The following is a 24,385-nucleotide window of genomic DNA, read 5'->3' on the forward strand; positions in this document are numbered from 1 at the left end:
TCGGCAGGGAGCCGGTGCGTTCCAGCCAAATCAGTCTCCAGGGGATCCAACCATGAGCAAGCAAGGACGGGCGCCGTCGCCGCGCCGCATGCCATTGATGATTGCCGCCGCCCTCGGGCTGGCCGGTTGTGGCGGCGGGGGCGGCAACGTGCGGCCCACCGCCAGCACACCGCCGCCTGCCCCTCCGGCAAGTAAGCCGCAGCCGGCCATCGACGCGCATCTCGCCCTCACCGACGCCTATGCGGCGCATACGGCCGGCTTCACCGGTGCAGGCGTCACCATCGGCATGGTCGACACCGGTATCAACCCGAACCATCCGGCATTGGCCGGACGGGTCAAGGCGCTGCTGGTGTACGTGGATCCGACCACCAACGACACCACCAAAGGCGACGTGGTCGGTCACGGCACCTGGACCTCGCAGATCGCCGCGGGGCGTCCGTTCGGCCAGTGGCCCGGTGGCATCGCGCCAGACGCCACGCTGGTGTCCGCGCGCATCATCAACGACAAGCCGCCGAAGGACGACGGCACCGGCCAGGGCAACAAGGTCGAGCCGTCCGACGCGGACTTCTTCGGCCAGACCCTGCTACCGGACCTGATCGGCCAGGGCGTGCAGGTGATGAACAACTCCTGGGGCGGGCTGTACTTCGACCCGTCCAACGCCGCAGCGGTGGGTACCGCCTTCGCCAATGCATTCCGTCCGTTCGTGATCGACCACGACGGCCTGGTGGTGTTCGCCACCGGCAACGAAGGCCTCACCGAACCGTCCGACACCGCTGCCATTCCGTACTACGCGCCCGACCTGGAGCGCGGCTGGCTGGCGGTGGCGGCGCTCGATTCGGTGGATCCGGCCAAGCAGCAACTAGCCGCCTACTCCAACGCCTGCGGAAAGGCGATGAACTACTGCCTGGTGGCACCGGGCGACGTGATCATCACAGGTGCCAACGACACGGCCGGCAACCCGGATTACTACTTCGTGCAGGGCACCTCGTTCTCCACGCCGGCGGTGGCCGGCGCGGCAGCCGACGTGTGGCAGGCGTTCCCGTACTTCAACAACGACCTGGTACGGCAGACCCTGCTCGGCACCGCCAAGGATCTTGGCGCGCCCGGCGTGGATGCCACCTTCGGCTACGGCCTGCTTGACGTGGGCAAGGCGGTGAAGGGGCCGGCGCAGTTCAACTGGGGCGACGTGACGGTGAGCTTCACCGGGTCATCGAGCTGGGACAACCCGATCTCCGGCGCCGGCGGCCTGATCAAGCAGGGCTCAGGCACGCTCACGCTGAGCCAACCCTCCAGCTACACCGGTCTGACCCAGGTGCAGGGCGGCGGCCTGGTCGCCGACTCGCTGGCCGGCAGCGTGGACATCGCCGCGCTCGCCGCCTTCGGCGCCAACCACGTCGGCGGCAACGTCACCAACGCAGGCACGCTGGACCTGGGCAACGCCGGCGGCACCACCGTGGGCGGCAACTACGTGCAGCAGGCCGGCGGCCGGCTCGCGCTGTCGCTGGGCTCCTCGCTCACCGTCAGCGGCACCGCCACGCTCAACGGCGGCGACCTCTACGTCTACGACAAGAACAGCAATTACACGATCAACTCGCACACCACCGTGCTCACGGCGGCACAGGGTTTGAGCGGCACGTTCGACGCGCTGAACAAGCCGAGCAACGTGCTGCTCACCGCCACGCTCAACTACGACGCCAGCAGCGCCTGGCTCGACGTGTCGCAGGTGAACGTCACGCAGGTATCGGGCACCAGCTACACGGCGGCCTCGTTCGGTGCGGCGCAGCGCGTGCAGGGTGCGTTCGACCAGCTCAATGCCCAGTTCGCCGGGGTGGGCACGGCCGCCCCGGCGGCTAGCGATTTCGTCGCCGGCGCCGCGAGCCTGCAGCACGTGATGAGCTCGGCCGCGCTGCAGAGCTCGCTGCAGAGCCTGTCCGGCCAGCTACATGCGGCTAGCGCGGCGATGACCTTCGAGGCGATCGACGCGGGCACGCGCGCGCTGTCCGACCACGTCGACCAACTGCTCGACGGCTCGCAGGCCAGCGCCTGGAGCCAGAACTTGGGCTATCACGGCTCGATGTCGCGCGCCGGCTACGGCAACGTGGGCGTGGACCTCAGCGGCTGGATGACCGGTGCGGATCGTCGTCTCGGCGCGAACGGCTTCGCCGGCTACGCAATCAGCCAGGCCGATGGCCTGGGTCGCCTGGCCGAGTCGGCCGACCAAGGCCGCAGCCACGCGATGGAAGCGATGCTCTACAGCGGCGTGGTGAAGAACGCCTGGTACGCGGTAGGCCGCTTCGGTGTGGGCCACTACCGCGAGACGATGCGCCGCGCCGTGCAGCTGGGCAGCTTCGGCGCCGGCGTGGCCAGCAACACCAACGGCCGTTACGGCGTGGCTTACGGCGAAAGCGGCTACCGCTTCGGCGTCGGCGGCATGCATGTCACGCCCTACGCCAACCTGCAGTACGCGCAGATCCGCCGCGATGCCTTCAGCGAAACCGGTGGCAGCGGCTTCGGCCTGAAGACACCCTCGCAGACCATCGCGCGCTGGCAGGCGGGCGTCGGCCTGCGCGCCAGCCGCGGCTGGACGTTGGGCAACGGCTCACGCCTGGAGTGGACCAGCCACATGCAATGGCAGCGCGCGTTCGGCCTGCGTGGGGATGTGTTCGAAGCCAGCTTCACCGGCGTGGACCAATGGGCGCCGGTGGGCGGCATCGGCATCGCGCGCTACGGCGGCATGATCGGCACCGGGCTGGACTGGACGCTCTCGCCGCGCAGCCACTTCGGGCTCGGCGTGGATCAGTACCTGGGCCAGCGCGACCATGCCCGCATGGCGACGGTGAACTACCGGCTGACGTTCTGACCGCCGCTGCCGCTGCGGTGTAACGAAAACGGCCCGCATCGCGCGGGCCGTTTTCGTTGGCGAGATGCGCCGGCCGATTCAACTCTTGCCGTGGAACAGCTCGCGGCCGATCAGCATGCGGCGGATCTCGTTGGTGCCGGCGCCGATCTCGTACAGCTTGGCATCGCGCAGCAGGCGGCCGGCTGGGAACTCGTTGATGTAGCCGTTGCCGCCCAGCGCCTGGATCGCCTCCAGCGCCACCTTCACCGCATTGGTCGAGGCGTTGAGCAGGCAGGCCGCCGGGTCGATGCGCGACTTCACGCCCGAGTCGAACTGCTGCGCCACCATGTAGGCAAAGCCGCGCGAGGACTGCAGCGCGGTATACATGTCGGCCACTTTGGCCTGCATCATGCCGAAGGTGCCGATCGGCGCGTTGAACTGCTTGCGCTCGCGCACGTAGGGCAAGGTGAGATCCATCGCCGCCTGCATCAGGCCGATCGGGCCGCCGGAAAGCACCAGTCGCTCGGTGTCCAGGCCGCTCATCAGCACGCGCACGCCCTCGTTCACCTCGCCGACGATGTTCTCCTCGGGAATCTCGCAATCCTCGAACACCAGCTCGCAGGTGTTGGAGCCGCGCATGCCGAGCTTGTCGAGCTTCTGCGCCGTGGAGAAACCCTTCATGCCCTTTTCGACGATGAAGGCGGTCATGCAGCGGCTGCCGGCGGCGCGCGGCGCGGTGCGCATGTACACCAGCAGCACGTCGGCGTCCGGTCCGTTGGTGATCCACATCTTCGAGCCGTTGGCCACCCACACGTCGCCCTGCTTCTCGGCGCGGCAGCTCATCGAGCCGACCACGTCGGAACCGGCGCCCGGCTCGCTCATCGCCAGCGCGCCGACGTACTCGCCCGAGCACAGCTTGGGCACGTACTTGCGCCGCTGCGCTTCGTTGCCGTTGTGGAAGATGTTGTTGACGCACAGGTTGGAGTGCGCGCCGTAGGACAGGCCGACCGAGCCGGAGGCGCGGGAGATCTCCTCCATCGCCACCATGTGCGCCAGGTAGCCCATGTCGCTGCCGCCGTATTCGCCCGGCACGGTGACGCCGAGCAGGCCGAGCTCGCCGAATTTGCGCCACAAGTCGTCCGGAAACGCGTTGTTGCGATCGATGTGATCGGCGCGCGGCGCGATCTCCTTTTCCGCGAAGGCGTGCACGGTCTCGCGCAGCAGGTCGAGGTCTTCGCCGAGGGGGAACGGACGCATGCGGTGCAACTCCATGACAGGTGGAAAACCGATTCATGGTAGCGCGCGCAGTGCATCCGGCCTTGGCGCGACGCACAACGCGGCGGCTGTCGGTCGGCGGCGATCAACCCGCGCTCAGGGCCTGCGCATGCGCACGCAAACGCTGGTGCAATGCCATCACCCGGGCCAACTGGTCCAGCACGAAGCGCGTGGTGTCGTCCGCCTCGGTCACCGCTTCGCAGACGCCTGCGACATCGCGTGCCGTCTCGGCATGGCCGTCCAGCGCATCGGCAAAGCCATCGAGCGTGGCCACCACCCGCTCGCCTTCGTGGCGGATCGAGCTCGCGGTCGCCCGCGGCGTCACGGGCCGGTGTGCGCCCAGCGACGACAGCTGCCCCAGCAGCGCGTGCGCGTCGGTGAGGAAGCGCAGCATCGCCTCACGGCTGGCCGGCATGCGATCGGGTTCGCGCAGCATGTCCGCGAGCAGGCCACTGAGCGCGGCGTCGGCGTTGTGGGCGTCGCGTCGGGCGATGCGGTAGGGCAGGTCGTCGTGCTTGCCGCTGGCGTACTGGTCGAGGATCTGCGCGAGGTAGCGCGCGTCGCTGCGCATCGCCTCGGCCAGCACGCGGTCGAGGCGCCGGCCGCGCCATTCCGGCAGCACCGTGTAGATCGCCAGCGCGGCGATGCCGGCGCCGAGCAGGGTGTCGAGCAGGCGCGGCCACATCACCGCGTAGCCGCTGCCGATCTGGTTGAAGCACAGCATCACGAACAGCGTGATCGACGCCGTCGCCAGCGTGTAGCGGCGCTGGCGCGCGGCGAAGAAGGCCACGCCGGTGAGCACGATCAGCGCCATCTGCCACGGCCCGAACGGCGCAAGCTTCAGCGTCGCCCAGCCGGCGAGCAGGCCGAGCACGGTGCCGGCCACGCGCTGCAGCAGCAGGCGTTGGGTGGCGCCGTAGCTGGGCTGGCACACCAGCAGCGTGGTCAACAGGATCCAGTAGCCATGGCGTGGATGCAGCGTCAGCAGCACGCCGTAACCGGCCAGCAGCGCCAGTGACAGCCGCACCGCGTGCCGGAAATGCATCGAGCGCGGCGTGAGCTGGATACGGATTCGCGCCCATGCCTGCGCCAGCGACTGCGGGCCGGGATCCTGCAGGGCGCCGGCGGCTCGTTCGGAGCCGAGCGCGCCGGCGTCCCCGTCCAGCAACGCCTGGATCGCCGCCAGGTTGCGCGCGAGCGCATCGAGCGAGCGGGCGATGTCCGCCTCCGGCGCGTGCTGCGGGTGCCGCGTGGCGACGTCGATCGCCTCGCGCAGATCGCGCAGCGCGGCGCCCGGCTGCGGATCGGGCGGCAGCGGCGTGCGCAGGCGAAGCGAATCGGCGCGCGCGCGGCATCCGGTGGCCTGCAGCCGCAACTGGTGCGCGCAGCGGAACAGCACGTCGGAGTGGAACAGCGCCTCGCCAAGCGCGTCGTACGGATGATGGGTGGAGCTGGCGCGCTCGTGGATGTCCTGCGCCATGAAGTACAGCTGCAGCCGCGCCGCGGTGACGCCGCGCGGGCGACGCGTGCCGATCCGATCCACCAGCACCAGCCGGGTGGCGTTGAGCGCCTGCACCACGCGCTCGTTGCGCATGGCCAGCGCCAGCTGCAGCGCATCGCGATCCACCCCGTGCACCGGCGCGAACAGCGCCGCCTTCGCGTCGAGGTAGTCGGCCAGCGCATCGAACAGCCGCGCCAGCGCCAGCCGCAGCGCCTGCTGCGGCGCCAGCGCGCTCCACAGCAGCGACAGCACGCCGTACCAGGCGGCGCCGGCCAGCAGCAGGAGCGGTTCGCGCAGCGGATCGAACCGGGTGCCCGCTGCCGCGTCGACGCCGATCATCGTGTACACCGACAGGATCAGCGTCGCGCCGGCGATGGTGGCGTAGCGTCCGCTGACCGCGCCGAGCATCACCAGCGCGAAGGTGGCCAGCGGAAGACCCAGCGCGAACAGCCACGGCGAGGGCAGCAGCCATTCCACCGCGATCGAGGCAGCGGCAAAGCAGCCGAGCGTGACCAGCAGCGTCCCCAGCCGATTGCGCCAGTGATCCTCGGTCTCCGCCAGTGCGCAGGCGATGGCGCCCAGCAGTGCCGGGATCACCGCGGCGCGTTCGCCGCGCGCCAGGCACCACGCCACGATGCCGCCCAGCGCCAGGAACACGCGCACGCATTCGGCGTAGCGGTCCGAGCCGCGGAAGCGGCGCCAGGTGTGGGTGAGAGCGGCGGCGACAGGCATCGGCGCGAGGATACTTCGGCCCGCACTGCGTTTGCTGCAGTGCATAAAAAACGCCGGCGCGGGGCCGGCGTTTTTCGTCGTGCAGTGGAGCGGGGGCGCTTACTGACCGCGCATGCGGCCCTGGAAGCGGGTGCCGCCGTTGCCCATATGCGGCAGCTTGATCTTGCCGATCAGCGCGATGCGCTCTTCGGCGAGGCGATCAGCCGCCAGGTAGGTAGGCACGTTCTCGGTCTTGGAGATCTCGAAGATGCGGCCCAGGTTGTAGTAGATCTGCCGCATCATGCGCATCGCGCGCTCGCGGTTGTAGCCGTCGATCTCCAGCGAGATGTTCATCACGCCGCCGGCGTTCACCGCGTAGTCCGGCGCATAGAGCACGCCGCGGCGGGTCAGCTCGTCGCCGATCTCGTTGGTGGCCAGCTGGTTGTTGGCCGCGCCGCAGATGATCTTCGCCTTGATGCGATCGATGGTCTTCTCGTTAAGCGTGCCGCCCAGCGCGCACGGCGAATACACGTCGGCGTCGACATCGTAGATCTCGTCCAGGCCCACCGCCTCGCAGCCCAGCTCGTCCACCGCGCGCTGTACCAGCTCCTTGTTGATGTCGGTGACGAACACCTTTGCGCCCTGCTCGCGCAGCAGCTTGATGAACTCCATGCCGACGTGGCCGGCGCCCTGCACGGCGTAGCTGTACTTGCCCACGTCCTCGTTGCCGTGCTTGAACTGCAGCGCCGCCATCAGGCCCTGCAGCGTGCCGAACGCAGTGAACGGCGACGGATCGCCCGAACCGCCATGCACCTGGTGCACGCCGGTGACGTACTCGGTCTCGCGGAACACATATTCCATGTCGTTGACGTCGATGCCGACGTCCTCGGCGGTGATGTAGCGCCCGCCCAGCGAGTTGACGAAGCGGCCGAACGCGCGGAACAGCGCCTCGGACTTGTCCTTGCTCGGGTCGCCGATGATCACCGCCTTGCCGCCGCCCAGGTTGAGGCCGGCCACCGCGTTCTTGTAGGTCATGCCGCGCGACAGTCGCAGCACGTCGTTCACCGCTTCGGCCTCGGTCTTGTACGGCCACATGCGCAGGCCGCCCAGGGCGGGGCCAAGTACCGTGTTGTGGATCGCGACGATGGCCTTCAGGCCGGCGTCCTTGTTCTGGCAGAACACGACTTCCTCGTGATCCGTCTGGGCGATGGTTTCAAAGATCATGCGAACGGTGACTCCAAGTTTGACGGCGCCCAGGGAAGGCGGCCGCACGGGGTGGGACAGAGCCGCAGCGCGCGACCCTCTCCGGCGGAAACAAAAGCCAACGGCTTGAAAATCAAAGCCCCAGCGGGGGCTGGGGCTTGGTTTGGGGCCGGCAGTTTAGTACGTCCCCCGGGCGGTTGCTGCCGCGGCGCAACAACCGGGGTGGGCCAGGTCATCGCACCCAGTGGCCGCGCTCGAAGCGCCAGTGGCGCCCGTGATGCACCCAGTGCTCCGGCACGTAGCGGTAGCCTGGCCGTGCGCGCACCCAGTAACCGCCCACCCACACGTGGCGACGGGCGTGCGGTTCCCAGCGCCAGTAGCCTGGCGCCCATACATAGCCGCGGCGCGGCGGCGGCACCCGCACGTAGCGCGGCGGCGGCGGGGGCACGCCCACCGAAATGCCCACCGATACCTGGGCGGCGCTGGCCGGCGGGGCGTAGCTGGCGCCTGTGGTGGCGGCCACCGCGAGGGCGGCGAGCAGGGCGAGCTTACGGGTCGTCGTGATCATGGTGTCCTCCGTCTTCGCCGCGAATCGCGGCTGCCCGAGGAAAAACGAGCGGGTGGCGGCGGTGTTGACGCCGACCGCCCGCCGTATTCAGGCGACGGTCGGCTGGCGTTACAGGCGGCAGTTCGGTGCGTGATTGCCGGCGCGCGCCTTCTGCCATACCGGCAACAGTTGCTGCGCCTGTTGATCGAGCACCTGCGCGCGCTTGCCGCTGGAAGGATGCGTGGACAGGAACGCCGGCGGCTTGCTGCCACCCTGCGCGCCCATCTTCTGCCACAGCGTCACCGCGGCGCGCGGATCGAAGCCGGCCTGCGCCATGTAGCGCTGGCCGAGCACGTCCGCTTCGCTTTCCTGCGTGCGCGAGAACGGCAGCAGGATGCCCACTTCCGCGCCCAGGCCCAGCGCGGCGGCCGCATAGCCGGCGTTGGTGCCGCGGGTGCCGGCGTAGATGGTGCCGGCGGCCACCGCCGCCTGCGCCGCGTAGTTGTCCGACACGCGCTCGGCGCCGTGGCGCGCCACCACGTGCGCGAGCTCGTGGCCCAGCACCACGGCGAGCTGATCCTGGTTGGTGGCCACCTTGAACATGCCCTGGTTCACGCCGATGCGCCCACCGGGCAGGGCGAACGCGTTGGCGGTGTCGTCGCCGACGATCTGCACCTCCCACTGATTGGCGTTCCACGGCGGCGGCAGTTGCGCGATCAGCGCGTTGGCCACGCAGGTGGCGTAGGCGCGCTGGCGCGGGGCGTCGACAAACTTGCCCTGCTTGCGCATGTCGTTGAATGCGGTGATGCCCATCTGGCTCATCTGCGCATCGGACACGATCATCAATTGCGAGCGGCCGGTGGGCGAGGTGGCGCAGCCGGCCAGGATGGCAGCGGCGAGAGCGGTGGTGGCGAGGGCAGCGCGCATGGCAGGAACTCCCTGTGGATGGCAAGGCGTTCAGGATAGTCGCCGCCGACGTCGGAGGCTCGTGTAGCGGCTGCTGGAAAAAGAACGAACGGTCGTGCTATTTTTCGCCCATGTCGGCCACACCTGCACCCACCAAGCGCGCCATGACGCGCGAACTCATCCTCGACCATGCCTACGCGCTGGCGACCCGCGACGGGCTGGAAGGCTTGTCCATCGGCAACTTGGCCGCCGACGTGGGCATGTCAAAGAGCGGCGTGTTCGCCCACTTCGGTTCCCGTGAAGATCTGCAGCTGGCCGTGCTCGACGCCGGCGCGCAGCGCTTCACGGCCGCGGTGATGGTGCCGGCGTTGCGCGAGCCACGCGGCTTGCCACGTCTGCGCGCCATCGTGCGGCGCTGGTTCGACTGGTCGTGCGCGCACGCCGAAGGCTGCGTGCTGTTGTCGGCGGTGAGCGAGTACGACGGCCGCGAGGGCGCGCTGCACGACGGCGTGGTGCGCCAGCAATCGCAGTGGCGTGAGGTGCTCGCCAAGGCCGCGCAGATGGCGATCGACGCGGGACACTTTCGCGCCGATGCCGATCCCGAGCAGATCGCCTTCGAGATCTATGCACTCATTCTCGGCCTGCACCACGACGCGGGCCTGTTCGGCTTCGGGCCCGCCAGCGCGCGCGCCGATGCCGCCTTCGAGCGCCTGTGGCGCAGCTGGCAAGCCTGAGGAGCCGCCCATGTCATCGATCGCCCATCGCGGCAGTCTCGCCACCCGTCTCAAGCTCGCCACCCTGCGCACCGGCTTCGCGCTAGGCGGGCGCCTGGCACCGCGGCGCACCGTGGAGCGCGCCGCCCGTCTGTTCGCCACGCCGTTCGCCAGCAGCCGCGCGCGGGCGCGGGCGGCCGAGGCCGATCCGTCCATGCGTCAGGAGCGGCTCGTGGTCGACGGCGTCAGCATCGCCACCTATGTCTGGGGCGATCCGGCCACGCAGCCGTATGTGCTGCTGGTGCACGGCTGGTCCAGCTTCGGTCTGCGTTTTCGCCCGTGGGTGCAGCGGTTGCGCGCGCTCGGCCTGGCCGTGGTGAGCTTCGATCAGCCGGGGCACGGCCTCAGCGGCGGGCGCTACTGCACGCTGCCCGAGTTCGCCGACACGGTGCGTGCGGTCGGGCGTCACTACGGCGGGGCAGAGCTGGCGATCGGCCATTCGCTCGGCGGCGCCGCGCTGGTGCTGGCACAGGACACCACGTGGCGCGCGCGCCGGCTGGCCTTGATCGCGCCCGCAGCGGACATGGATGCCGCGGCCAGCCGCTACTTCCGCTTCGTACGCCTGGGCGAGCACCTGCGTCGGCCGTTCTACGACTGGCTGGTAGCGCGCACCGGCGTGCCGGTGGAACAACTGCAGATGCATCGTCATGCCGCCGCGCTGGGCCAGCCCGGCCTGGTCGTGCACGACCTGGACGACGCCGACGTGCCCTGGGACGAAGGCGAGCGCTACGCCCGCCACTGGCCCGGCGCGCGCCTGTTCACCACGCAGGGCTTGGGTCATCACCGCGTGCTGGAGGCGCCGGAGGTGATCGATGCGGTGCTCGCGTTCGCCACGGGCGCCGCGGTGGGCGAGCGCGTGGTCGCCTCGCCGAACCTGCCGTTCGGTTTGGCCTGATCGCCACGACGACGCGCGCCCCTAGAGACAGCGCTTGAGCCGGCGGATGCTTTCGTCGATTGCCGGGCCATCCACCGCACCGTAGCCGAGGATCATCCCCTGGCGGCGCTGCGGCCCGCGATAGCAGGGTGACAACGGGCGGATCGAGACGCCCATCTCGGCCGCCCGCCGCGACAGCGCGATGTCGTCGACCTCGTCGGGCAGCAGCGCGGTGAGCTGCATGCCGGCCTCGGCGCCGATCACCTGCAGGCGGCCGGGTAGGTGATGCTCGATGGCGTCCAGCAGCGCCGCGCGCCGGATCGCATAGAGCACCCGCATGCGGCGGATGTGGCGGGCGAAATGCCCTTCGCGGATGAAGTCGGTCATCGCCCGCTGCGGCAGCGTGGCCGAGCAGGTGTCCAGCGCGTCGCGCACCGCGCGGAAGGCGGGCACCAGATCCTTGGGCAGCACCAGATAACCCAGCCGCAGTGCCGGAAACATCACCTTGCTGAAGGTGCCCGCGTAGATCACCCGCGCATCGGTATCCAGCCCCTGCAGCGAGGCCACGGGCTTGCCGCCGAAGCGGTATTCGCCGTCGTAGTCGTCCTCGACGATCCATCGCCCCTCGCGCGCCGCCCATTGCAGCAGTTGCATGCGTCGCGCCGCGCTCATCGTCACGCCCAGTGGAAACTGGTGCGACGGCGTGGTGTAGACCAGTCGCGCGTCCGGGCCGCGGCGAATGCCTTCGGCCACGTCCAGGCCGTCGTCGTCCACCGGCACCTGCACCGCCCGTGCGCCCACGGTGGCCAGCGCCTGGTGCGCGCCGGGATAGCCGGGCTCTTCCATCCAGGCGCTGTCGCCCGGATCGAGCAGGGCATGCGCGCAGATCTGCAGCCCGTGCTGCGCGCCGCTGGTGATCATGATCTGGCTGGCATCCGCGCGCACCGCACGCATCGTGCGCAGATAGTCGGCAATCGCCTCGCGCAGCGGCAGGTAACCCAGCGCGTCGCCGTAGACCAGCGCATCGGTGCTCGCCCGGTGCGCGTGCCGGCTCAGCAGCCGCGCCCAGGTATCCAGCGGAAAGGCATCCAGCGCCGGTAGGCCGATGCGGAACGCGCCCTGGCTTTCCAGCCAGGTCTGTTCGCTCGGCGCAATCACCGCAGCGCGAACGGCGATGCGACGCTCCGGGGACGGCGCGACCGCGGCGGTCTTGCTACGCCCGCGGGGCGCCGCCGCCATGCCCAGAGGGATCGACCCCGCCACGCAGGTGCCCGAGCCGGTGAAGGTTTCCAGGTAACCCTCGGCCTGGAGTTGCTCGTACGCGCTCATCACCGGCAGCCGCGACACCGCCAGTTCGCCGGCCAGCGCCCGGGTGGAAGGCAGTCGCTGGCCCGGTTGCAGCTGACCGTCGACGATGGCGCGCCGCAGCCAGTCCGAGAGCTGCCGGTAGATCGGTGTCCCACTGGCGCCATCCAGCGCGATCGGGGGTAGCAGGCTGTCAGCGACGCGCTTCATGGGGAGCTTCCAAGTGGCTATGCAGGATCATAGCTAAGTGGCTATTCGAGTGAGCCACTTGGCTGCCTAAGGTGCACCCTTCAGTGACCGGCGGAGGTGGGGATGGGCAGGCAGCAGGCGGCGACGAAAGCGCGACGACGACCGGGCCGGATGGGGTTAGCGGGCGCCCTGTTCGCGCTTCTCGCCAGCGGGGTAGCGGCGCAGGACACCGCCACCGCGCGGCAATCGCGCGACGACGCCTGGTGGACCGGGCCGATGCTCGCCAATTCCGCCGAGACCCTGCCGCGCGGCCACGTGCTGGTGGAGCCCTACGTCTACGACGTGATGACCGACGGCGCCGACAACTTCGGCTCGCGCGCCTACGTGCTCTACGGCCTCACCGACAACCTCACCGTCGGCGCCATCCCCATCATCGGCTACACCGCCATGCACGGCGGCCCGAACAGCTCCGGCATCGGCGCGGGCGACCAGATCCTGCAGGCGCAGTACCGGCTGACCCGGTTCCAAGAGGGCAGCTGGCTGCCGACGATCGCGCTGCAGTGGCAACTCGGTGTGCCCACCGGCCGTTACCAGCGCCTGGCACGCGCCGCCGACGGCATGGGCAGCGGCGCCTGGGCGAACACGCTGGGCCTGAACGCGCAGAGCTACTTCTGGATGCCGAACGGCCGCATCCTGCGTGTGCGCCTCAATGTCACCCGCACGTGGTCGGGCCACGCCGATCTGGTTGGCGTGAGCAGCTACGGCACCGGCCCGGCGTTCCGCGGCAAGGCGTACCCGGGCGGTAACGTCTACGTGGGCACCTCGTTCGAATACAGCCTGAGCCGCCGCTGGGTGCTGGCGCTGGACCTCACCTACAGCCGCAACGATCCCACCCGCGTGCGCGGCGTCGATGATCCGCTGGCATCGCTGCCCGCGGCGCCGCGCCTGCCGGTGCAACTCGCGTCGCCGCGAAGCGAAGCGTTCGGTTACGCCCCGGCCGTCGAATACAGCTGGACGCCGAACATCGGCGTGTTGCTCGGCGTGCGCGTGATTCCCGGCGGCCACAACGTCACGCGCTCGGTAACGCCAGCGATCGCCATCAACTACGTGCACTGAGCCGAGTCGGGTCGCGGGGGCTCGCTCCACGCCGGCAGGTATTCCAACCAAGAAGGTGAGCACCATGCAGACAAAAACGATCTTCCCGGCGTGCCTGCTCATGCTCGCGGCGATGCTCGGGTGGCCGTCGCCATCGATCGCAGCCACGGCCAGGGGCGAAGACCAGCAGCACGCCTTCGATTTCCACTTCGGCACGTGGAAGACCGAGATCAAGAGCCGCGACGTCACGGCCGCGGGCGTCGGCCAGTGGACGACATTCACCGGCACGGTGATCGACCAGCCGCTGTGGAACGGCAAGGCCAACCTGGAGAAGATTGAAGCCTCCGGCCCGGGCGGCCATTTCCAGGGCCTGACGCTGTTTCTCTACAACCCCGAGTCCGGGCAGTGGAGCGAGCAGTTCGCGGGCAGCGGCGACGGCACGATGCAGCCGCCCACCTACGGCGAGTTCAAGGATGGCCGCGGCGTGTTCCACGGCTGGACCGAGTCCGACGGCAAGAAGGTTCTCGAGCAAGACATCTGGTCGAACATCACGCCGGATTCCTACCACTACGAGATCGCTTCCTCGTTCGACGGCGGCAAGACCTGGGTCACCAACTTCGTCGCCCAGCTCACCCGGCTGAAGAAAGCCCCCGACTACGACACTCACACCACGCCGGGCACCGGGCCGGAGCACGACTTCGACTTCAACATGGGGCGCTGGTCGACCCGCATCCGGGCAGTGCTGCATCCGCTGTCCTCACCCGGCGCGAAGAGCAGTCTCGGCGGAACCCATGAGGTTTATCGCGTGTGGGACGACTGGGCCAATATCGGCCAGCTCGAAGTCGATGCTTCCGACGGCCATCACATCGAGGACCTCGCGCTGCGCCTGTACGACCGCAAGACGCGGCAGTGGCGGGTCTACCTTGCCAACAGCGCCTCCGGCCGGCTTGCCGCGCCACTGGTGGGCGAATTCAAGGATGGCGTGGGCACCTTCGTCGGCTTGGACGAGGTCGATGGCAAGACCGTGCTGACGCGCAACGTCTGGTCGGACATCACCGCGACATCCTGCAAGCAGGACTGGGCCATCTCGACCGACGGCGGCAAGACCTGGGTGTCCACCTGGACCTCCACCGACCGCCGGGGCGGCTGATCCGCCAGGGCGCGATCGCCTCCCGCGCCCCGCTGGGGAGAGGACTGGGGCGATGGACGAAGGCTTGCGGGGAACCCGCCGGAAGCCCGTGGTGAAGCCCCGGTTATGGAAATCCGCTTGGCACGCTACGGCTGCCGTAGCCGGATCCATCCGCCTCTGAGGAGGCGCTATCGCCTCACTCGCGGACGCTGCCGCGAACGGCACCCCGTACGCCTTCGTACGTGCGCTGCGGCAAGCGTCTGTGCGCGAACCCCTTTAGAATTGGGCGGTTCAAGCACACGCAGTCCGGAGTTGCCATGAGTTCGCCCGCCAAGCACGTCCCCGCCAGCGATTCGCAGCAAGCGAACACCCCGCACGAAGCCACCCCGCTGCGCTTCGTCACCGCCGCCAGCCTGTTCGATGGTCACGACGCGGCGATCAACATCATGCGCCGGATCATCCAGGCGCAGGGCGCGGAGGTGATCCACCTGGGCCACAACCGCTCGGTGGAAGACGTGGTGCGCGCCGCGCTGCAGGAAGACGCCGACGCCATCGCGCTGTCGTCCTACCAGGGCGGCCACGTCGAGTACTTCAAGTACATGGTGGACATGCTCAAGGAGCGCGGCGCCGGCCACATCCGCGTGTTCGGCGGCGGCGGCGGCACCATCACGCCGGAAGAGATCAAGGAGCTACAGGCCTACGGCGTGGAGCGCATCTATCACCCGAACGACGGCATGAAGCTCGGCCTCACCGAGATGATCGAAGACGTGATGGCGCGCGCCGGCAAGGCTGCCGCCGAGCACGCGCGCGGCCACGGCGGCGGCGTGCCGCAGGCCGACGTCGACAACGAAATCAGCATTGGCCACATGCTCTCGGCGATCGAAGAGGGCGGCCTGTCCGACGCGGACCTCAGCCGCTTGCGCAAGGAGTGGCAGCTCGCCGGCAAGCACACCCCCGTGCTCGGCCTCACCGGCACTGGTGGCGCCGGCAAATCCAGCGTGGTGGACGAACTGCTGCTGCGCTTCCTGCAGGCGTTCCCCAAGATGCGCATCGCCGTGCTGGCGGTGGACCCCACCCGTCGCCGTTCGGGCGGCGCGCTGCTGGGCGACCGCATCCGCATGAACTCGCTGCGCTCGCACCGCGTCTACATGCGCTCCATGGCCACCCGTCGCCAGCATGCCGCCACCAACACCGTGCTGCACGACTGCATCGACTTCCTCAAGAGCCAGCCCTACGACCTGGTGATCGTGGAAACCGCCGGCATCGGCCAGAGCGATTCGGAGATCGTCGACCTGGTCGACTTCCCGGTCTACGTGATGACCAGCGAATACGGCGCGGCCAGCCAGCTGGAGAAGATCGACATGATCGACTTCGCCGAGCTGATCGTGCTCAACAAGTACGACAAGCGCGGCGCCGAAGACGCCCTGCGCGACGTACGCAAGCAGTGGAAGCGCAACCGCACCGCCTTCGCCCTGAAGGACGAAGACGTGCCGGTCTACCCGACCATCGCCAGCCAGTTCAACGACCCGGGCGTCACCTGGATGTTCACCAACCTGTGCCGGCTGATGCGCGAAAAGCTCCACCTAGGTGTAGGAGCGCACCCAGTGCGCGACCAGGCCACCTCAGACGCCGAGCTCGCCCACAAGGTGGGCTCCTACAAGGGCGGTTGCGATTGGCAGCCGCACCTGGACACCAGCCTGAAGGAGCCGCGCGCCACCGTGCTGATTCCCGGCAACCGCGTGCGCTACCTCGCCGAGATCGCCGAGCAGGGCCGCGGCATCAACGCCTCCATCGCCAAACAGGCCGAGCAGGCCAGCAAGGCGCAGCACTGCTACGAGGCGCTGAAGGAGCTGGGCGATGAGCAGCTTCCAAAACCGCTGGATCTCTACAGCAGCGACGCCTTGCATCCCTCTCCCGCCGGGAGAGGGACCGAGGGTGAGGGTACGCCCGCAGCGAACGCCTCCACGCAAGCCCCGAACCCTCACCCCCAGCCCCTCTCCCACGGGGAGAGGGGAGCCGACCGCTCCCTGCTCCTGCTCCGCCAGCGCTACAACGCCGCCCTCGGCGAACTGACCAAGGAATCGATCGAACTCCTGCGCAACTGGCCCGCCCTCCGCGAATCGGTCACCGCCGAGGTCAACGAGTACCAGGTGCGCGGCAAGACCATCCGCGTGGAGAACTACCGCGAGTCGCTCAGCCACCAGAAGATCCCCAAGGTGGCGCCGCCCAAGACCCGCGACTGGGGCGACCAGCTGCTGTTCCTGGGCAAGGAAAACCTGCCCGGCCACTACCCCTACACCGGCGGCGTGTACCCGTACCGCCGCAGCGGCGAAGACCCCACTCGCATGTTCGCCGGCGAGGGCACGCCCGAGCGTACCAACCGCCGCTTCCACTACCTCAGCCAGGGTGGCGCCGCCACGCGCCTGTCCACCGCGTTCGACTCGGTCACCCTCTATGGCGAAGACCCGGCGCCGCGCCCGGACATCTACGGCAAGATCGGCAACTCCGGCGTCAACATCGCCACCCTGGACGACATGAAGAAGCTGTACTCCGGCTTCGACCTGTCCGCGCCCACCAGCTCGGTCTCCATGACCATCAACGGCCCGGCGCCGATCATCCTCGCGATGTTCATGAACACCGCGATCGACCAGAACGTGGAGAAGTACCTCAAGGCCGACGCCACGCGCTGGGCCGAGGCGGAAAAGAAAATCGCCAAGCTGTTCGAAGGCCGCGAGCGCCCGCGCTACTCCGGTGAGCTGCCAGCCGGCAACGACGGCCTCGGCCTGGGCCTGCTCGGCGTCACCGGCAACCAGCTGGTGGACGCGGAGACCTACGCAAAGATCAAGGCCGAGACCCTGGCCAGCGTGCGCGGCACCGTGCAGGCGGACATCCTGAAAGAAGACCAGGCGCAGAACACCTGCATCTTCTCCACCGAGTTCGCGCTGCGCATGATGGGCGACATCCAGCAGTACTTCGTCGACCACAAGGTGCGCAACTTCTACTCGGTGAGCATCAGCGGTTACCACATCGCCGAAGCCGGCGCGAACCCGATCAGCCAGCTCGCCTTTACGCTGTCTAACGGCTTCACCATCGTCGAGTACTACCTCGCGCGCGGGATGAACATCGACGACTTCGCGCCGAATCTCAGCTTCTTCTTCTCCAACGGCATGGACCCGGAGTACACCGTGATCGGCCGCGTCGCCCGCCGCATCTGGGCCCGCGCCATGCGCGAGCGCTACGGCGCCAGCCCGCGCAGCCAGATGATGAAGTACCACATCCAGACCAGCGGCCGATCCCTGCACGCGCAGGAGATCCAGTTCAACGACATCCGCACCACCTTGCAGGCGCTGTACGCGCTGTTCGACAACTGCAACTCCCTGCATACCAACGCCTACGATGAGGCGATCACCACGCCGACCGAAGAAAGCGTGCGCCGCGCGGTGGCGATCCAGATGATCATCAACAAGGAGCTGGGCCTCAATTTCAACGAGAATCCCTGGCAGGGCAGCTTCATCGTCGACGAGCTCACCGACCTGGTGGAAGAGGCCGTGTACAAGGAGTTCGAGGCCATCAGCGAGCGCGGCGGTGTGCTCGGCGCCATGGACACCATGTACCAGCGCGGCAAGATCCAGGAAGAGAGCCTGTACTACGAGCACAAGAAGCACGACGGCAGCCTGCCGCTGATCGGCGTCAACACCTTCCTGCCGAAGGACCACGGCGGCGAGATCGCCACCGAGATCGAGCTGATCCGCTCAACGGAAGAAGAGAAGGGCCAGCAGATCGCCAACGTCAAAGCCTGGCAGGCCGCGCGCAATGGCCTGGCCCCGCAGGGCGAGACCGATCTCACCCACGTGGCCGAAGACGCCACTGCGGCCGGCGAAAAGCATGACGGCCACGGCCTGCGCTACCTGCAGAACACTGCCCGCGAGCGCCGCAACGTGTTCAACGCGCTGATGGAAGCGGTCAAGACCCACAGCCTCGGCCAGATCAGCCACGCGCTGTACGACGTAGGCGGCGAGTACCGCCGCAACATGTAACACCTACACCGTCGCGAGCTTGAACCTTGGTGAGCTTGAACCTAGCGAGCTTGAACCTAGCGAGCTTGAACCTAGCGAGCTTGAACCCTCTCCCCCGCTCGCGGGGGAGAGGGCAGGGTGAGGGGGAGGCAATCGAAGCGGAAAACCTCACCCCGCTCAACGGCTGCAGAGAAACCCATTGGCTCCTACAAAAAGACCCGGCATTGCCGGGCCTTTTTCGTTCACCGCTGCATCGATGGTTGCGCCACCTGCACGTCCGCCGATTGCATCAACGGCGTGGGCGCCTGCACGCTCTGCTTCTCCGGTACCCGGAGCCGCGACCAGTCCGTGCTGCTCTGCGCCAGTGGCGTGCTGATGCCGCTCACTACATCCACATCGGCGAACCGCCGCAGCGGCGAGTGCATGTCGCCCTGCACGGCGATGGCGCGCGAGGCATCCTTGCTCAATAGCACCTGGTCGATCCGCTCCAGCCCCTCCTTGCGCGCCGCCAGCGCCAAGGCGCCGGAGAGGTTGTAGCTGCGGAAATCCGTCGCGCGCCCCTGCGCCTGGTCGAGCTGGCCGACGCCGGCCAGCGCCTGCTGGAACATCGGGTTACCCGGGTGCTGGGAGTTGTCGAGGGTGAGCGCGGTGAGGGCGGACTTTTGCAGTGCGGCCTGCTTGAGGGCTGTGGCAGTGTCTTTACCGATCACGCCATCTGGAGTCAGTGCATGTGCCTTTTGGAACGACATGACCGCTTCCTTGGTCCGGTGGCCGAAGTCACGGTCTGGCTTGATGGCTTGTCCGTCCGCAGCCGTATAACCCAGCGTAGCGAGTTCTTTCTGGAACCTGCCGACAGCCTCGCCATGGTCGCCTTGGCGATACAGATGCACCGCCACGGGCTTCTGGTTCCGGAGTGCTTCCTTCAGCTCGGCATCGGTCAGCGGAGGGGTCACTTTCGTCGTGCCCGCCTTCCATGACTCTGCTTTCGCTACGCCATCCGCGAGCGCATCAAGCTCGGCAGTGGTCATGTCCTTCACCTTCTTGCCGTGAAGGTCCTGCCCCTCGGCTTCGGCGGTGGCATAGATGACAGACGCTTGATGGGCGTAATGCGTCTTGCCGCTGTAGTCCGCCTTGGAATAGGCCTTGACCAAGTCGTCGACAGTCTTGTCAGCCATGTTGTCGCCAAGCAGGAGCTTTTTCTGCGCCGACCGGCCGGCCTCGTAGCTTTCGAAGACAGCATTTCCCCATTGGTCGAGATCCACGACGCCGTCGTAATGCGACTGGGCACTCTCCAGCGCCTTTTCCTTGCTTCGATGGGAATGCACGCTTGAGTCGGCGCTGCCTTTGAACTCGAACTTCAGATTGCCCGGGTTGTTGTTCCGCCAGGCGACGGTGCCGCCATGGGCAGTCAGCCAATGGCCGTCTTCCAGTTCATAGACCCGGGTCGTGCCTTGGGTTGCGACGAGTCGGGTGATCTTCTTGTCCGAAAGGGTATCCATGAAACCTCCTTGTTATGGATTGCCGCTGAGTACACCAACGCTGCAGTCCGTTCTCACCACCTCGCAGGCCTGGCCTCCTGCGGCGTGACAGGCTTGCATCGCTTTTGAAGCGGCTTCCGCGCTGGCCTTGGCATTCGTGGTGGCGCCGCTGAATAGCCGTTGTTGTGCATCGCGCGCCAAGCCAATGCAGCCATCTTGCTGCTGCACGGCGATCTGGCACGCTCCGTCCCGACACTCGTCAGCCATCTGCTTGCGTACGTCCTCCTGAGTCAGGTCACCATGCAGAAACATGAACTTGTGCGTGGCCGGATCGATCACGAGGGTGTTGAGGTACTGCGGGACGCTCCATTGGGCGTCCATATCTTTCAGCAGGCCTGATTTAGGCAACGGCAACGGCTCGGTCTTCGTGGCGTAGCGCCCCATGGCGACGGTAAGGCGAGTGGCTTTGGTCACATGCCACGCCCCGTTCTTCCAGGCCAGGTCGAGCGTTGTAGTCGAGGGTTTCTCGCCGCCATCCATTTGTTCTATGCGCACGTGGTGTGCGGAAACATCGAGGCCGTCGCCGTCGAACGGGTCGTCGTGGAACTGGCTGCACTTGGAACAGGCGATGACCTTGTCGCTGCTGGCCTCCGGGACAAAATGCCCCGATTGACGGCGGAATAGCGTCAGGGTTCGGAAGCGGACGTCGTTCGCATCAGGAGGGGTTTCGTAGACGGCGGCGCCAGTTGCCCCCTCTGTCGCGCTGCTGGCCTTGAAGACCAGCAGCGTCATGCCGTTGGGGGCTGCGGCTGCCACTTCGTCGGGAGCCTGAGGGAACGCGGCAGCGCACGCAGGCGCGCAAAGCGCTATCGATACAAAAAAGCCACCGAGTCGACGAGACATCTTCATGGAATAGGTTCCTTCTAAAGCCTGCTGCTCTGCGTCCATCGCGCGAAGCGTAGCAAGAGGCGGAATGACCAAACGTGAGCGGAGCCAGGAGTTTATGTAGGGGTTTGACGCGGACCATGCAAAAGGCATCAGGCACCCACTGCGCTGCCCGTCACTGTTTTGTCTTTCCCCGCCTATCTAGAACTTCCGCGATGGCTTCCGGATCAATGGACGATATGGGCGTCCATCCGAGATCCTTCGGGTAGGAAATGGTGGTTTGCGTGCCATTGTTTTCGCTATCGACGTTGGACGCCGTGGCTCGATGCAGGTACCAGGCCCTTTTGCCCTTCGACCAGGCGAACTCGAAGCTGCTCCAGCCATACCTCTGCTGGTTCACGAACGTGATGCTCCTAGGGGCGACATGGAGGTAGTCGTTCAAAGACATCGCAGGCGCGTGGCGCGCAACGTCGTTGTACGTACAGTCCACCACCTTGGTGCTGTGGTCAGCTTCGACGAGCTTGCCGTTTACCTGATGCAACACCACCAGGTCGCACGGGTTGCTGTCGAGGTCGTAGTCGCTCTTCTCGTTGGCTTGATGCCGAGCCACGATCACTGCGGCCCGGGAGCCGTCGCCGTAGAGGTCGGCTGCCTTGTAGGCGAGCAATGTGTCAGTAGGAGCGATCAACGCCCGTACATCCTGCGGCACCGCGATGGACGAGGTCTCCGCTGGCGAGGCAGTGCACGCGAGAACCACCATCGCCGCGCTGCAGCCAGCAAGCAGTTTGCTTATGGCCTTTGTGCTGTGGCGCGGGAGCGGCCGGCGCTCAGGGGATACAGAATGCATCGCAGCTCCTTTTGGAACGGGCTTCTGAAATCGCTCGCGGCAAAGGCGAGCAGTCATCTCTTTGTGAGGAGGCGATCAGTCATCGGTTAGCTTCGAGGGGCCAAGCCGATGCTCGCGCGCGCACACCGTTCAGTCACTCAACTCTCGCGAGGGTGCCGAGCCAGTCTTCCAGTTGCTGTGCACGGTAAGCCGTGCTCTCCATGAGGCAAGCCGATTCCGTCGCCGGGCCGGCGTTCGATCCGAAGCGACCGGCGCGTGCTCCACAGTCTTTGCCGCGGAAGGTCAGCCAAACACGCTGCGCTTGGATAGCTGCGCGCTTGTCCAGGTCATCCAAGTCCGCGAGTAGCGCCTTGTAGGCCCGGTTGAGGCGGTCGTCCTGATAGGTGAGTTCCGCGTCCGCGCAGTCCTGCTGGGCGGGCGCAGTGCCTTGGCTCTGCTCCATGCAGGCGTCGTAGGCGGGGCGAACACCGTAGTAGCGCAGGGAGATGAGGGAGAGTCGTTCAGCGTTGGAACTGATCGCGACGCCGTGGGTGGTTTCCGGTCGATCCGGCGGCTGGGGCAGGGAGTTCGGGAGTATGGCGGCTGTGGCGGTAGTGCCCATCAGGGCGAGCGCCGATGCGAGCCGCAGCGTGGAGCGCAACCTCATATGGATTTCCTTGTCCTCGTGGCCTTCGGCCATGGTCCTGACTTCCCCGGCGAAGGAGCCTATCATCGGCCGGCGGCCCGGAACGTGAGCGGGCTCGGGGATTGGCGTAAGGGAACGGCGCGAGGGGCGAATCGGATGATCGAGACAGCGGCAGTCGTGTCTAATGCCGGCGGGCAGCGAGGCGCGATGGACGATTGCACAAGGGGGCGAGCGCCTGAAAAGTGCACTCTGACCCCTGTTTCGGTTTCGTTCGTGACTAAGGATGATGAGAGTGACTGAGCCTACTGGTGAAGTGGAAGATTCGGGCTCTGCCTCGCGGTTGGTAACTACCGATCCAGTACCCGCGGTCGAGCCCGATGTCGATTCTCAGCAGACGTGCGAACCCGTCGCGACATCTCCTGATTCACTTCTAAATGGAAGAGGGTTAATCGTCCGTTTCCAAGGCGCCGGTGGGCGCCGTCACCTAAGGCGGCAGGTTCTTGATAATTCTTTGGTGCGAGGAAGTGATCAAATTGCCGATGCGCTAATTGATCATTTATCCCTGCAGGAGCTTCAGCCGGGTCAGAAGATCATCGAACAAGGCGCGTCAGATAATGATCTTTTTTTAGTCTTGTCTGGCGCTTTTTCTGTAAAGGTTAATGGGCGAGAAGTTGCTTCACGAACGCGAGGAAGCCACTTCGGCGAAATGGCTCTCGTCGACTCTACCGCGCGCCGAGCAGCTACTATAGTTGCAAATGAATACAGCATAATCGCTAGAATCCCTGAAGAGCCTTTTGAGCGAATTGCCGACCAGTACCCTGAGTTATGGCGGAGGCTTGCTATTGAGATTTCAAGAAGGCTTGATGAGCGGAGTCGATCACTCCGCCCGCCTCGAGAAAAGCCGGCCATTTTTATCGGCTGTTCGACTGAGTCGCGCCCAATCGCAGAGGCTATTCAACTGGGGATGCAATACGATCCATTCGTATCCGAAGTGTGGACGGATGGCGTTTTTCGTCCTTCCAATACCCCAATTGAAGATCTGAATCGCAAGATTGGTGAAATTGATTTCGGTGTAATGATAGTGACACCGGACGACCAGTCTGAAGTTCGCGGCACACGCGCATTCACTCCACGAGACAACGTCATCTTTGAGTTAGGTCTGTTGATCGGAGCACTAGGTCGCGAGAGAGTGATGTTGGTCCAGCCGCGCGGCACTGATATCAAGATCCCGAGTGACCTATCTGGTGTGAACCCGATAACTTACTCGTCCGACAATAGTACGGAACTCCGCGTCAGAGTTGCGCCCGTTTGCACCGAACTCCGCTCCGCTTTTTCCAGGATTGGGCCGTTATAGGTATATAAGATGAAGAGTCGCGTCGAAATGGAAGCGTCAGTGGTATCGATTTTTGCTACAGACTGGCAGAGGCGAGAGGGCCGTGTTGTGCCTGACAGCGACAGCGTGAGGCTAGGAAATGATGCGGTGGAGATCGATGCTACGGTCTTATATGCTGATTTAGCGGACTCTACAGGCTTAGTGAAAGGTTATAAGGACTGGTTCGCTGCGGAAATCTACAAGGCGTATCTGACCGTTGCGTGCGATATTATAAGGAACAACGGAGGGGTAATTACTGCCTTTGATGGTGATCGCGTGATGGCTGTTTATCTTGGGGGCTCCAAGAATTCGTCTGCGGCCAAATCCGCCTTGCAAATCAGTTGGGCGATGAAAGACCTGATAAACCCGAAGTTGAAAGATCGATATCCTAAGACTTCTTATGAAGTACGCCAAGCAGTAGGGATTGATACCGGGAGGCTGATGGTGGCAAAGGCCGGTATCCGCGGATTCAATGATTTAATTTGGGTTGGTAAGGCTGCGAATATTGCGGCCAAGCTTAGCGCGCTGCGCGACGGTGACTACGGTTCTTTTATCACCGCTGCAGTCTACAATTCGCTAAATGAGTCATCTAAGACGGGTGGTGATCCAAAGAGGTCGATGTGGAAAGAGCATCTTTGGGCCGAAACGGGTGAAGTTGTTATGAAGTCGAATTGGCAATGGAGGCCTGCGTAACGTCCGAAAAGGTGCGGCGAATTAGACGGACCGTAGCTAATTAAGTCCAGCCGTCTTCAGGCGGAGGCATCTGCTTGGCTTAGTTAGCCAAAACAGGGGTCAGGTTCGCCTTTCCCTGCTTC

At 66.2% G+C, this 24,385-nt stretch carries 18 protein-coding genes; 8 read left to right on the top strand and 10 right to left on the bottom strand.

The window, feature by feature from the left end; translation table 11 throughout:
* Positions 1–52: 52 nt before the first annotated feature.
* On the top strand, positions 53–2,860 hold the full coding sequence (locus ACQVBX_RS02925; RefSeq protein ID WP_431636410.1) for a S8 family serine peptidase: 2,808 nt from the start codon (positions 53–55) through the stop codon (positions 2,858–2,860).
* A 78-nt stretch (positions 2,861–2,938) separates the two neighbouring features.
* Here ACQVBX_RS02925 and ACQVBX_RS02930 read toward each other — a convergent pair whose 3' ends face one another.
* From ACQVBX_RS02930 to ACQVBX_RS02950, 5 genes are all read right to left on the bottom strand, one after another.
* Positions 2,939–4,096 (bottom strand): isovaleryl-CoA dehydrogenase, encoded by a 1,158-nt coding sequence (locus tag ACQVBX_RS02930; RefSeq protein WP_431636411.1) that lies wholly within the window; start codon positions 4,094–4,096, stop codon positions 2,939–2,941.
* A gap of 103 nt (positions 4,097–4,199) precedes the next feature.
* Complete coding sequence (yccS, locus tag ACQVBX_RS02935; protein WP_431636412.1) at positions 4,200–6,347, bottom strand: YccS family putative transporter; 2,148 nt, start codon at positions 6,345–6,347, stop codon at positions 4,200–4,202.
* 99 nt (positions 6,348–6,446) lie between these two features.
* Positions 6,447–7,550 carry a Glu/Leu/Phe/Val dehydrogenase dimerization domain-containing protein gene (locus ACQVBX_RS02940; protein WP_431636413.1) on the bottom strand — a complete coding sequence of 368 codons (1,104 nt, stop codon included), beginning with the start codon at positions 7,548–7,550 and terminating at the stop codon, positions 6,447–6,449.
* A gap of 211 nt (positions 7,551–7,761) precedes the next feature.
* Positions 7,762–8,097 (bottom strand): YXWGXW repeat-containing protein, encoded by a 336-nt coding sequence (locus tag ACQVBX_RS02945; RefSeq protein ID WP_431636414.1) that lies wholly within the window; start codon positions 8,095–8,097, stop codon positions 7,762–7,764.
* 108 nt (positions 8,098–8,205) lie between these two features.
* Complete coding sequence (locus ACQVBX_RS02950) at positions 8,206–9,003, bottom strand: M48 family metallopeptidase (RefSeq protein ID WP_431636415.1); 798 nt, start codon at positions 9,001–9,003, stop codon at positions 8,206–8,208.
* Between the two features lie 110 nt (positions 9,004–9,113).
* Here ACQVBX_RS02950 and ACQVBX_RS02955 point away from each other — a divergent pair, with 110 nt between their 5' ends.
* The gene (locus ACQVBX_RS02955) at positions 9,114–9,716 is read left to right on the top strand and encodes a TetR/AcrR family transcriptional regulator (protein ID WP_431636416.1); all 603 of its coding nucleotides are present in this window, start codon (positions 9,114–9,116) and stop codon (positions 9,714–9,716) included.
* A gap of 10 nt (positions 9,717–9,726) precedes the next feature.
* Positions 9,727–10,650: an alpha/beta fold hydrolase gene (locus ACQVBX_RS02960; RefSeq protein WP_431636417.1), complete on the top strand. Its 924-nt coding sequence runs from the start codon at positions 9,727–9,729 to the stop codon at positions 10,648–10,650.
* Between the two features lie 21 nt (positions 10,651–10,671).
* Here ACQVBX_RS02960 and ACQVBX_RS02965 read toward each other — a convergent pair whose 3' ends face one another.
* A complete protein-coding gene (locus tag ACQVBX_RS02965) occupies positions 10,672–12,144 on the bottom strand; it encodes a PLP-dependent aminotransferase family protein (RefSeq protein WP_431636418.1) in 1,473 nt (490 codons plus the stop codon).
* A gap of 150 nt (positions 12,145–12,294) precedes the next feature.
* On the opposite strand from ACQVBX_RS02965, the gene ACQVBX_RS02970 reads away from it, so the two are divergent.
* From ACQVBX_RS02970 to ACQVBX_RS02980, 3 genes are all read left to right on the top strand, one after another.
* Positions 12,295–13,239: a transporter gene (locus tag ACQVBX_RS02970; protein WP_431636419.1), complete on the top strand. Its 945-nt coding sequence runs from the start codon at positions 12,295–12,297 to the stop codon at positions 13,237–13,239.
* A gap of 64 nt (positions 13,240–13,303) precedes the next feature.
* Entirely contained in the window at positions 13,304–14,368 is a 1,065-nt protein-coding gene (locus tag ACQVBX_RS02975) for a hypothetical protein (protein WP_431636420.1), read from the top strand.
* A gap of 296 nt (positions 14,369–14,664) precedes the next feature.
* The gene (locus ACQVBX_RS02980) at positions 14,665–18,384 is read left to right on the top strand and encodes a methylmalonyl-CoA mutase family protein (RefSeq protein ID WP_431636421.1); all 3,720 of its coding nucleotides are present in this window, start codon (positions 14,665–14,667) and stop codon (positions 18,382–18,384) included.
* Positions 18,385–18,605: 221 nt separating this feature from the next.
* Here ACQVBX_RS02980 and ACQVBX_RS02985 read toward each other — a convergent pair whose 3' ends face one another.
* The 4 genes from ACQVBX_RS02985 to ACQVBX_RS03000 all read right to left on the bottom strand — a co-directional run bounded on the left by ACQVBX_RS02985 (position 18,606) and on the right by ACQVBX_RS03000 (position 22,252).
* A complete protein-coding gene (locus ACQVBX_RS02985) occupies positions 18,606–19,862 on the bottom strand; it encodes an XVIPCD domain-containing protein (protein WP_431636422.1) in 1,257 nt (418 codons plus the stop codon).
* Positions 19,863–19,874: 12 nt separating this feature from the next.
* A complete protein-coding gene (locus tag ACQVBX_RS02990) occupies positions 19,875–20,750 on the bottom strand; it encodes a DUF4189 domain-containing protein (protein ID WP_431636423.1) in 876 nt (291 codons plus the stop codon).
* A 151-nt stretch (positions 20,751–20,901) separates the two neighbouring features.
* Positions 20,902–21,573: a hypothetical protein gene (locus ACQVBX_RS02995; protein WP_431636424.1), complete on the bottom strand. Its 672-nt coding sequence runs from the start codon at positions 21,571–21,573 to the stop codon at positions 20,902–20,904.
* A 133-nt stretch (positions 21,574–21,706) separates the two neighbouring features.
* A complete protein-coding gene (locus tag ACQVBX_RS03000) occupies positions 21,707–22,252 on the bottom strand; it encodes a lysozyme inhibitor LprI family protein (RefSeq protein WP_431636425.1) in 546 nt (181 codons plus the stop codon).
* A 238-nt stretch (positions 22,253–22,490) separates the two neighbouring features.
* Here ACQVBX_RS03000 and ACQVBX_RS03005 point away from each other — a divergent pair, with 238 nt between their 5' ends.
* A complete protein-coding gene (locus ACQVBX_RS03005) occupies positions 22,491–23,552 on the top strand; it encodes a TIR domain-containing protein (protein WP_431636426.1) in 1,062 nt (353 codons plus the stop codon).
* A gap of 9 nt (positions 23,553–23,561) precedes the next feature.
* A complete protein-coding gene (locus ACQVBX_RS03010; protein WP_431636427.1) occupies positions 23,562–24,263 on the top strand; it encodes an adenylate/guanylate cyclase domain-containing protein in 702 nt (233 codons plus the stop codon).
* Positions 24,264–24,385 lie beyond the last annotated feature (122 nt).

This window comes from Dyella thailandensis (assembly GCF_050749815.1).
Lineage (GTDB): Bacteria > Pseudomonadota > Gammaproteobacteria > Xanthomonadales > Rhodanobacteraceae > Dyella_A.

Excerpts from the sequence above, each read along its gene's own strand:
- ACQVBX_RS03010 (WP_431636427.1), top strand. The coding sequence starts at position 23,562 with ATGAAGAGTCGCGTCGAAATGGAAGCGTCAGTGGTATCGATTTTTGCT.
- ACQVBX_RS02950 (WP_431636415.1), bottom strand. The coding sequence starts at position 9,003 with ATGCGCGCTGCCCTCGCCACCACCGCTCTCGCCGCTGCCATCCTGGCC.
- ACQVBX_RS02955 (WP_431636416.1), top strand. The coding sequence starts at position 9,114 with ATGTCGGCCACACCTGCACCCACCAAGCGCGCCATGACGCGCGAACTC.
- ACQVBX_RS03000 (WP_431636425.1), bottom strand. The coding sequence starts at position 22,252 with ATGGCCGAAGGCCACGAGGACAAGGAAATCCATATGAGGTTGCGCTCC.
- ACQVBX_RS02925 (WP_431636410.1), top strand. The coding sequence starts at position 53 with ATGAGCAAGCAAGGACGGGCGCCGTCGCCGCGCCGCATGCCATTGATG.
- ACQVBX_RS02930 (WP_431636411.1), bottom strand. The coding sequence starts at position 4,096 with ATGCGTCCGTTCCCCCTCGGCGAAGACCTCGACCTGCTGCGCGAGACC.
- ACQVBX_RS02985 (WP_431636422.1), bottom strand. The coding sequence starts at position 19,862 with ATGGATACCCTTTCGGACAAGAAGATCACCCGACTCGTCGCAACCCAA.
- ACQVBX_RS02965 (WP_431636418.1), bottom strand. The coding sequence starts at position 12,144 with ATGAAGCGCGTCGCTGACAGCCTGCTACCCCCGATCGCGCTGGATGGC.
- ACQVBX_RS02990 (WP_431636423.1), bottom strand. The coding sequence starts at position 20,750 with ATGAAGATGTCTCGTCGACTCGGTGGCTTTTTTGTATCGATAGCGCTT.
- ACQVBX_RS02980 (WP_431636421.1), top strand. The coding sequence starts at position 14,665 with ATGAGTTCGCCCGCCAAGCACGTCCCCGCCAGCGATTCGCAGCAAGCG.
- ACQVBX_RS02960 (WP_431636417.1), top strand. The coding sequence starts at position 9,727 with ATGTCATCGATCGCCCATCGCGGCAGTCTCGCCACCCGTCTCAAGCTC.
- ACQVBX_RS02940 (WP_431636413.1), bottom strand. The coding sequence starts at position 7,550 with ATGATCTTTGAAACCATCGCCCAGACGGATCACGAGGAAGTCGTGTTC.
- ACQVBX_RS02975 (WP_431636420.1), top strand. The coding sequence starts at position 13,304 with ATGCAGACAAAAACGATCTTCCCGGCGTGCCTGCTCATGCTCGCGGCG.
- ACQVBX_RS02945 (WP_431636414.1), bottom strand. The coding sequence starts at position 8,097 with ATGATCACGACGACCCGTAAGCTCGCCCTGCTCGCCGCCCTCGCGGTG.
- ACQVBX_RS02995 (WP_431636424.1), bottom strand. The coding sequence starts at position 21,573 with ATGCATTCTGTATCCCCTGAGCGCCGGCCGCTCCCGCGCCACAGCACA.
- yccS (WP_431636412.1), bottom strand. The coding sequence starts at position 6,347 with ATGCCTGTCGCCGCCGCTCTCACCCACACCTGGCGCCGCTTCCGCGGC.
- ACQVBX_RS02970 (WP_431636419.1), top strand. The coding sequence starts at position 12,295 with ATGGGGTTAGCGGGCGCCCTGTTCGCGCTTCTCGCCAGCGGGGTAGCG.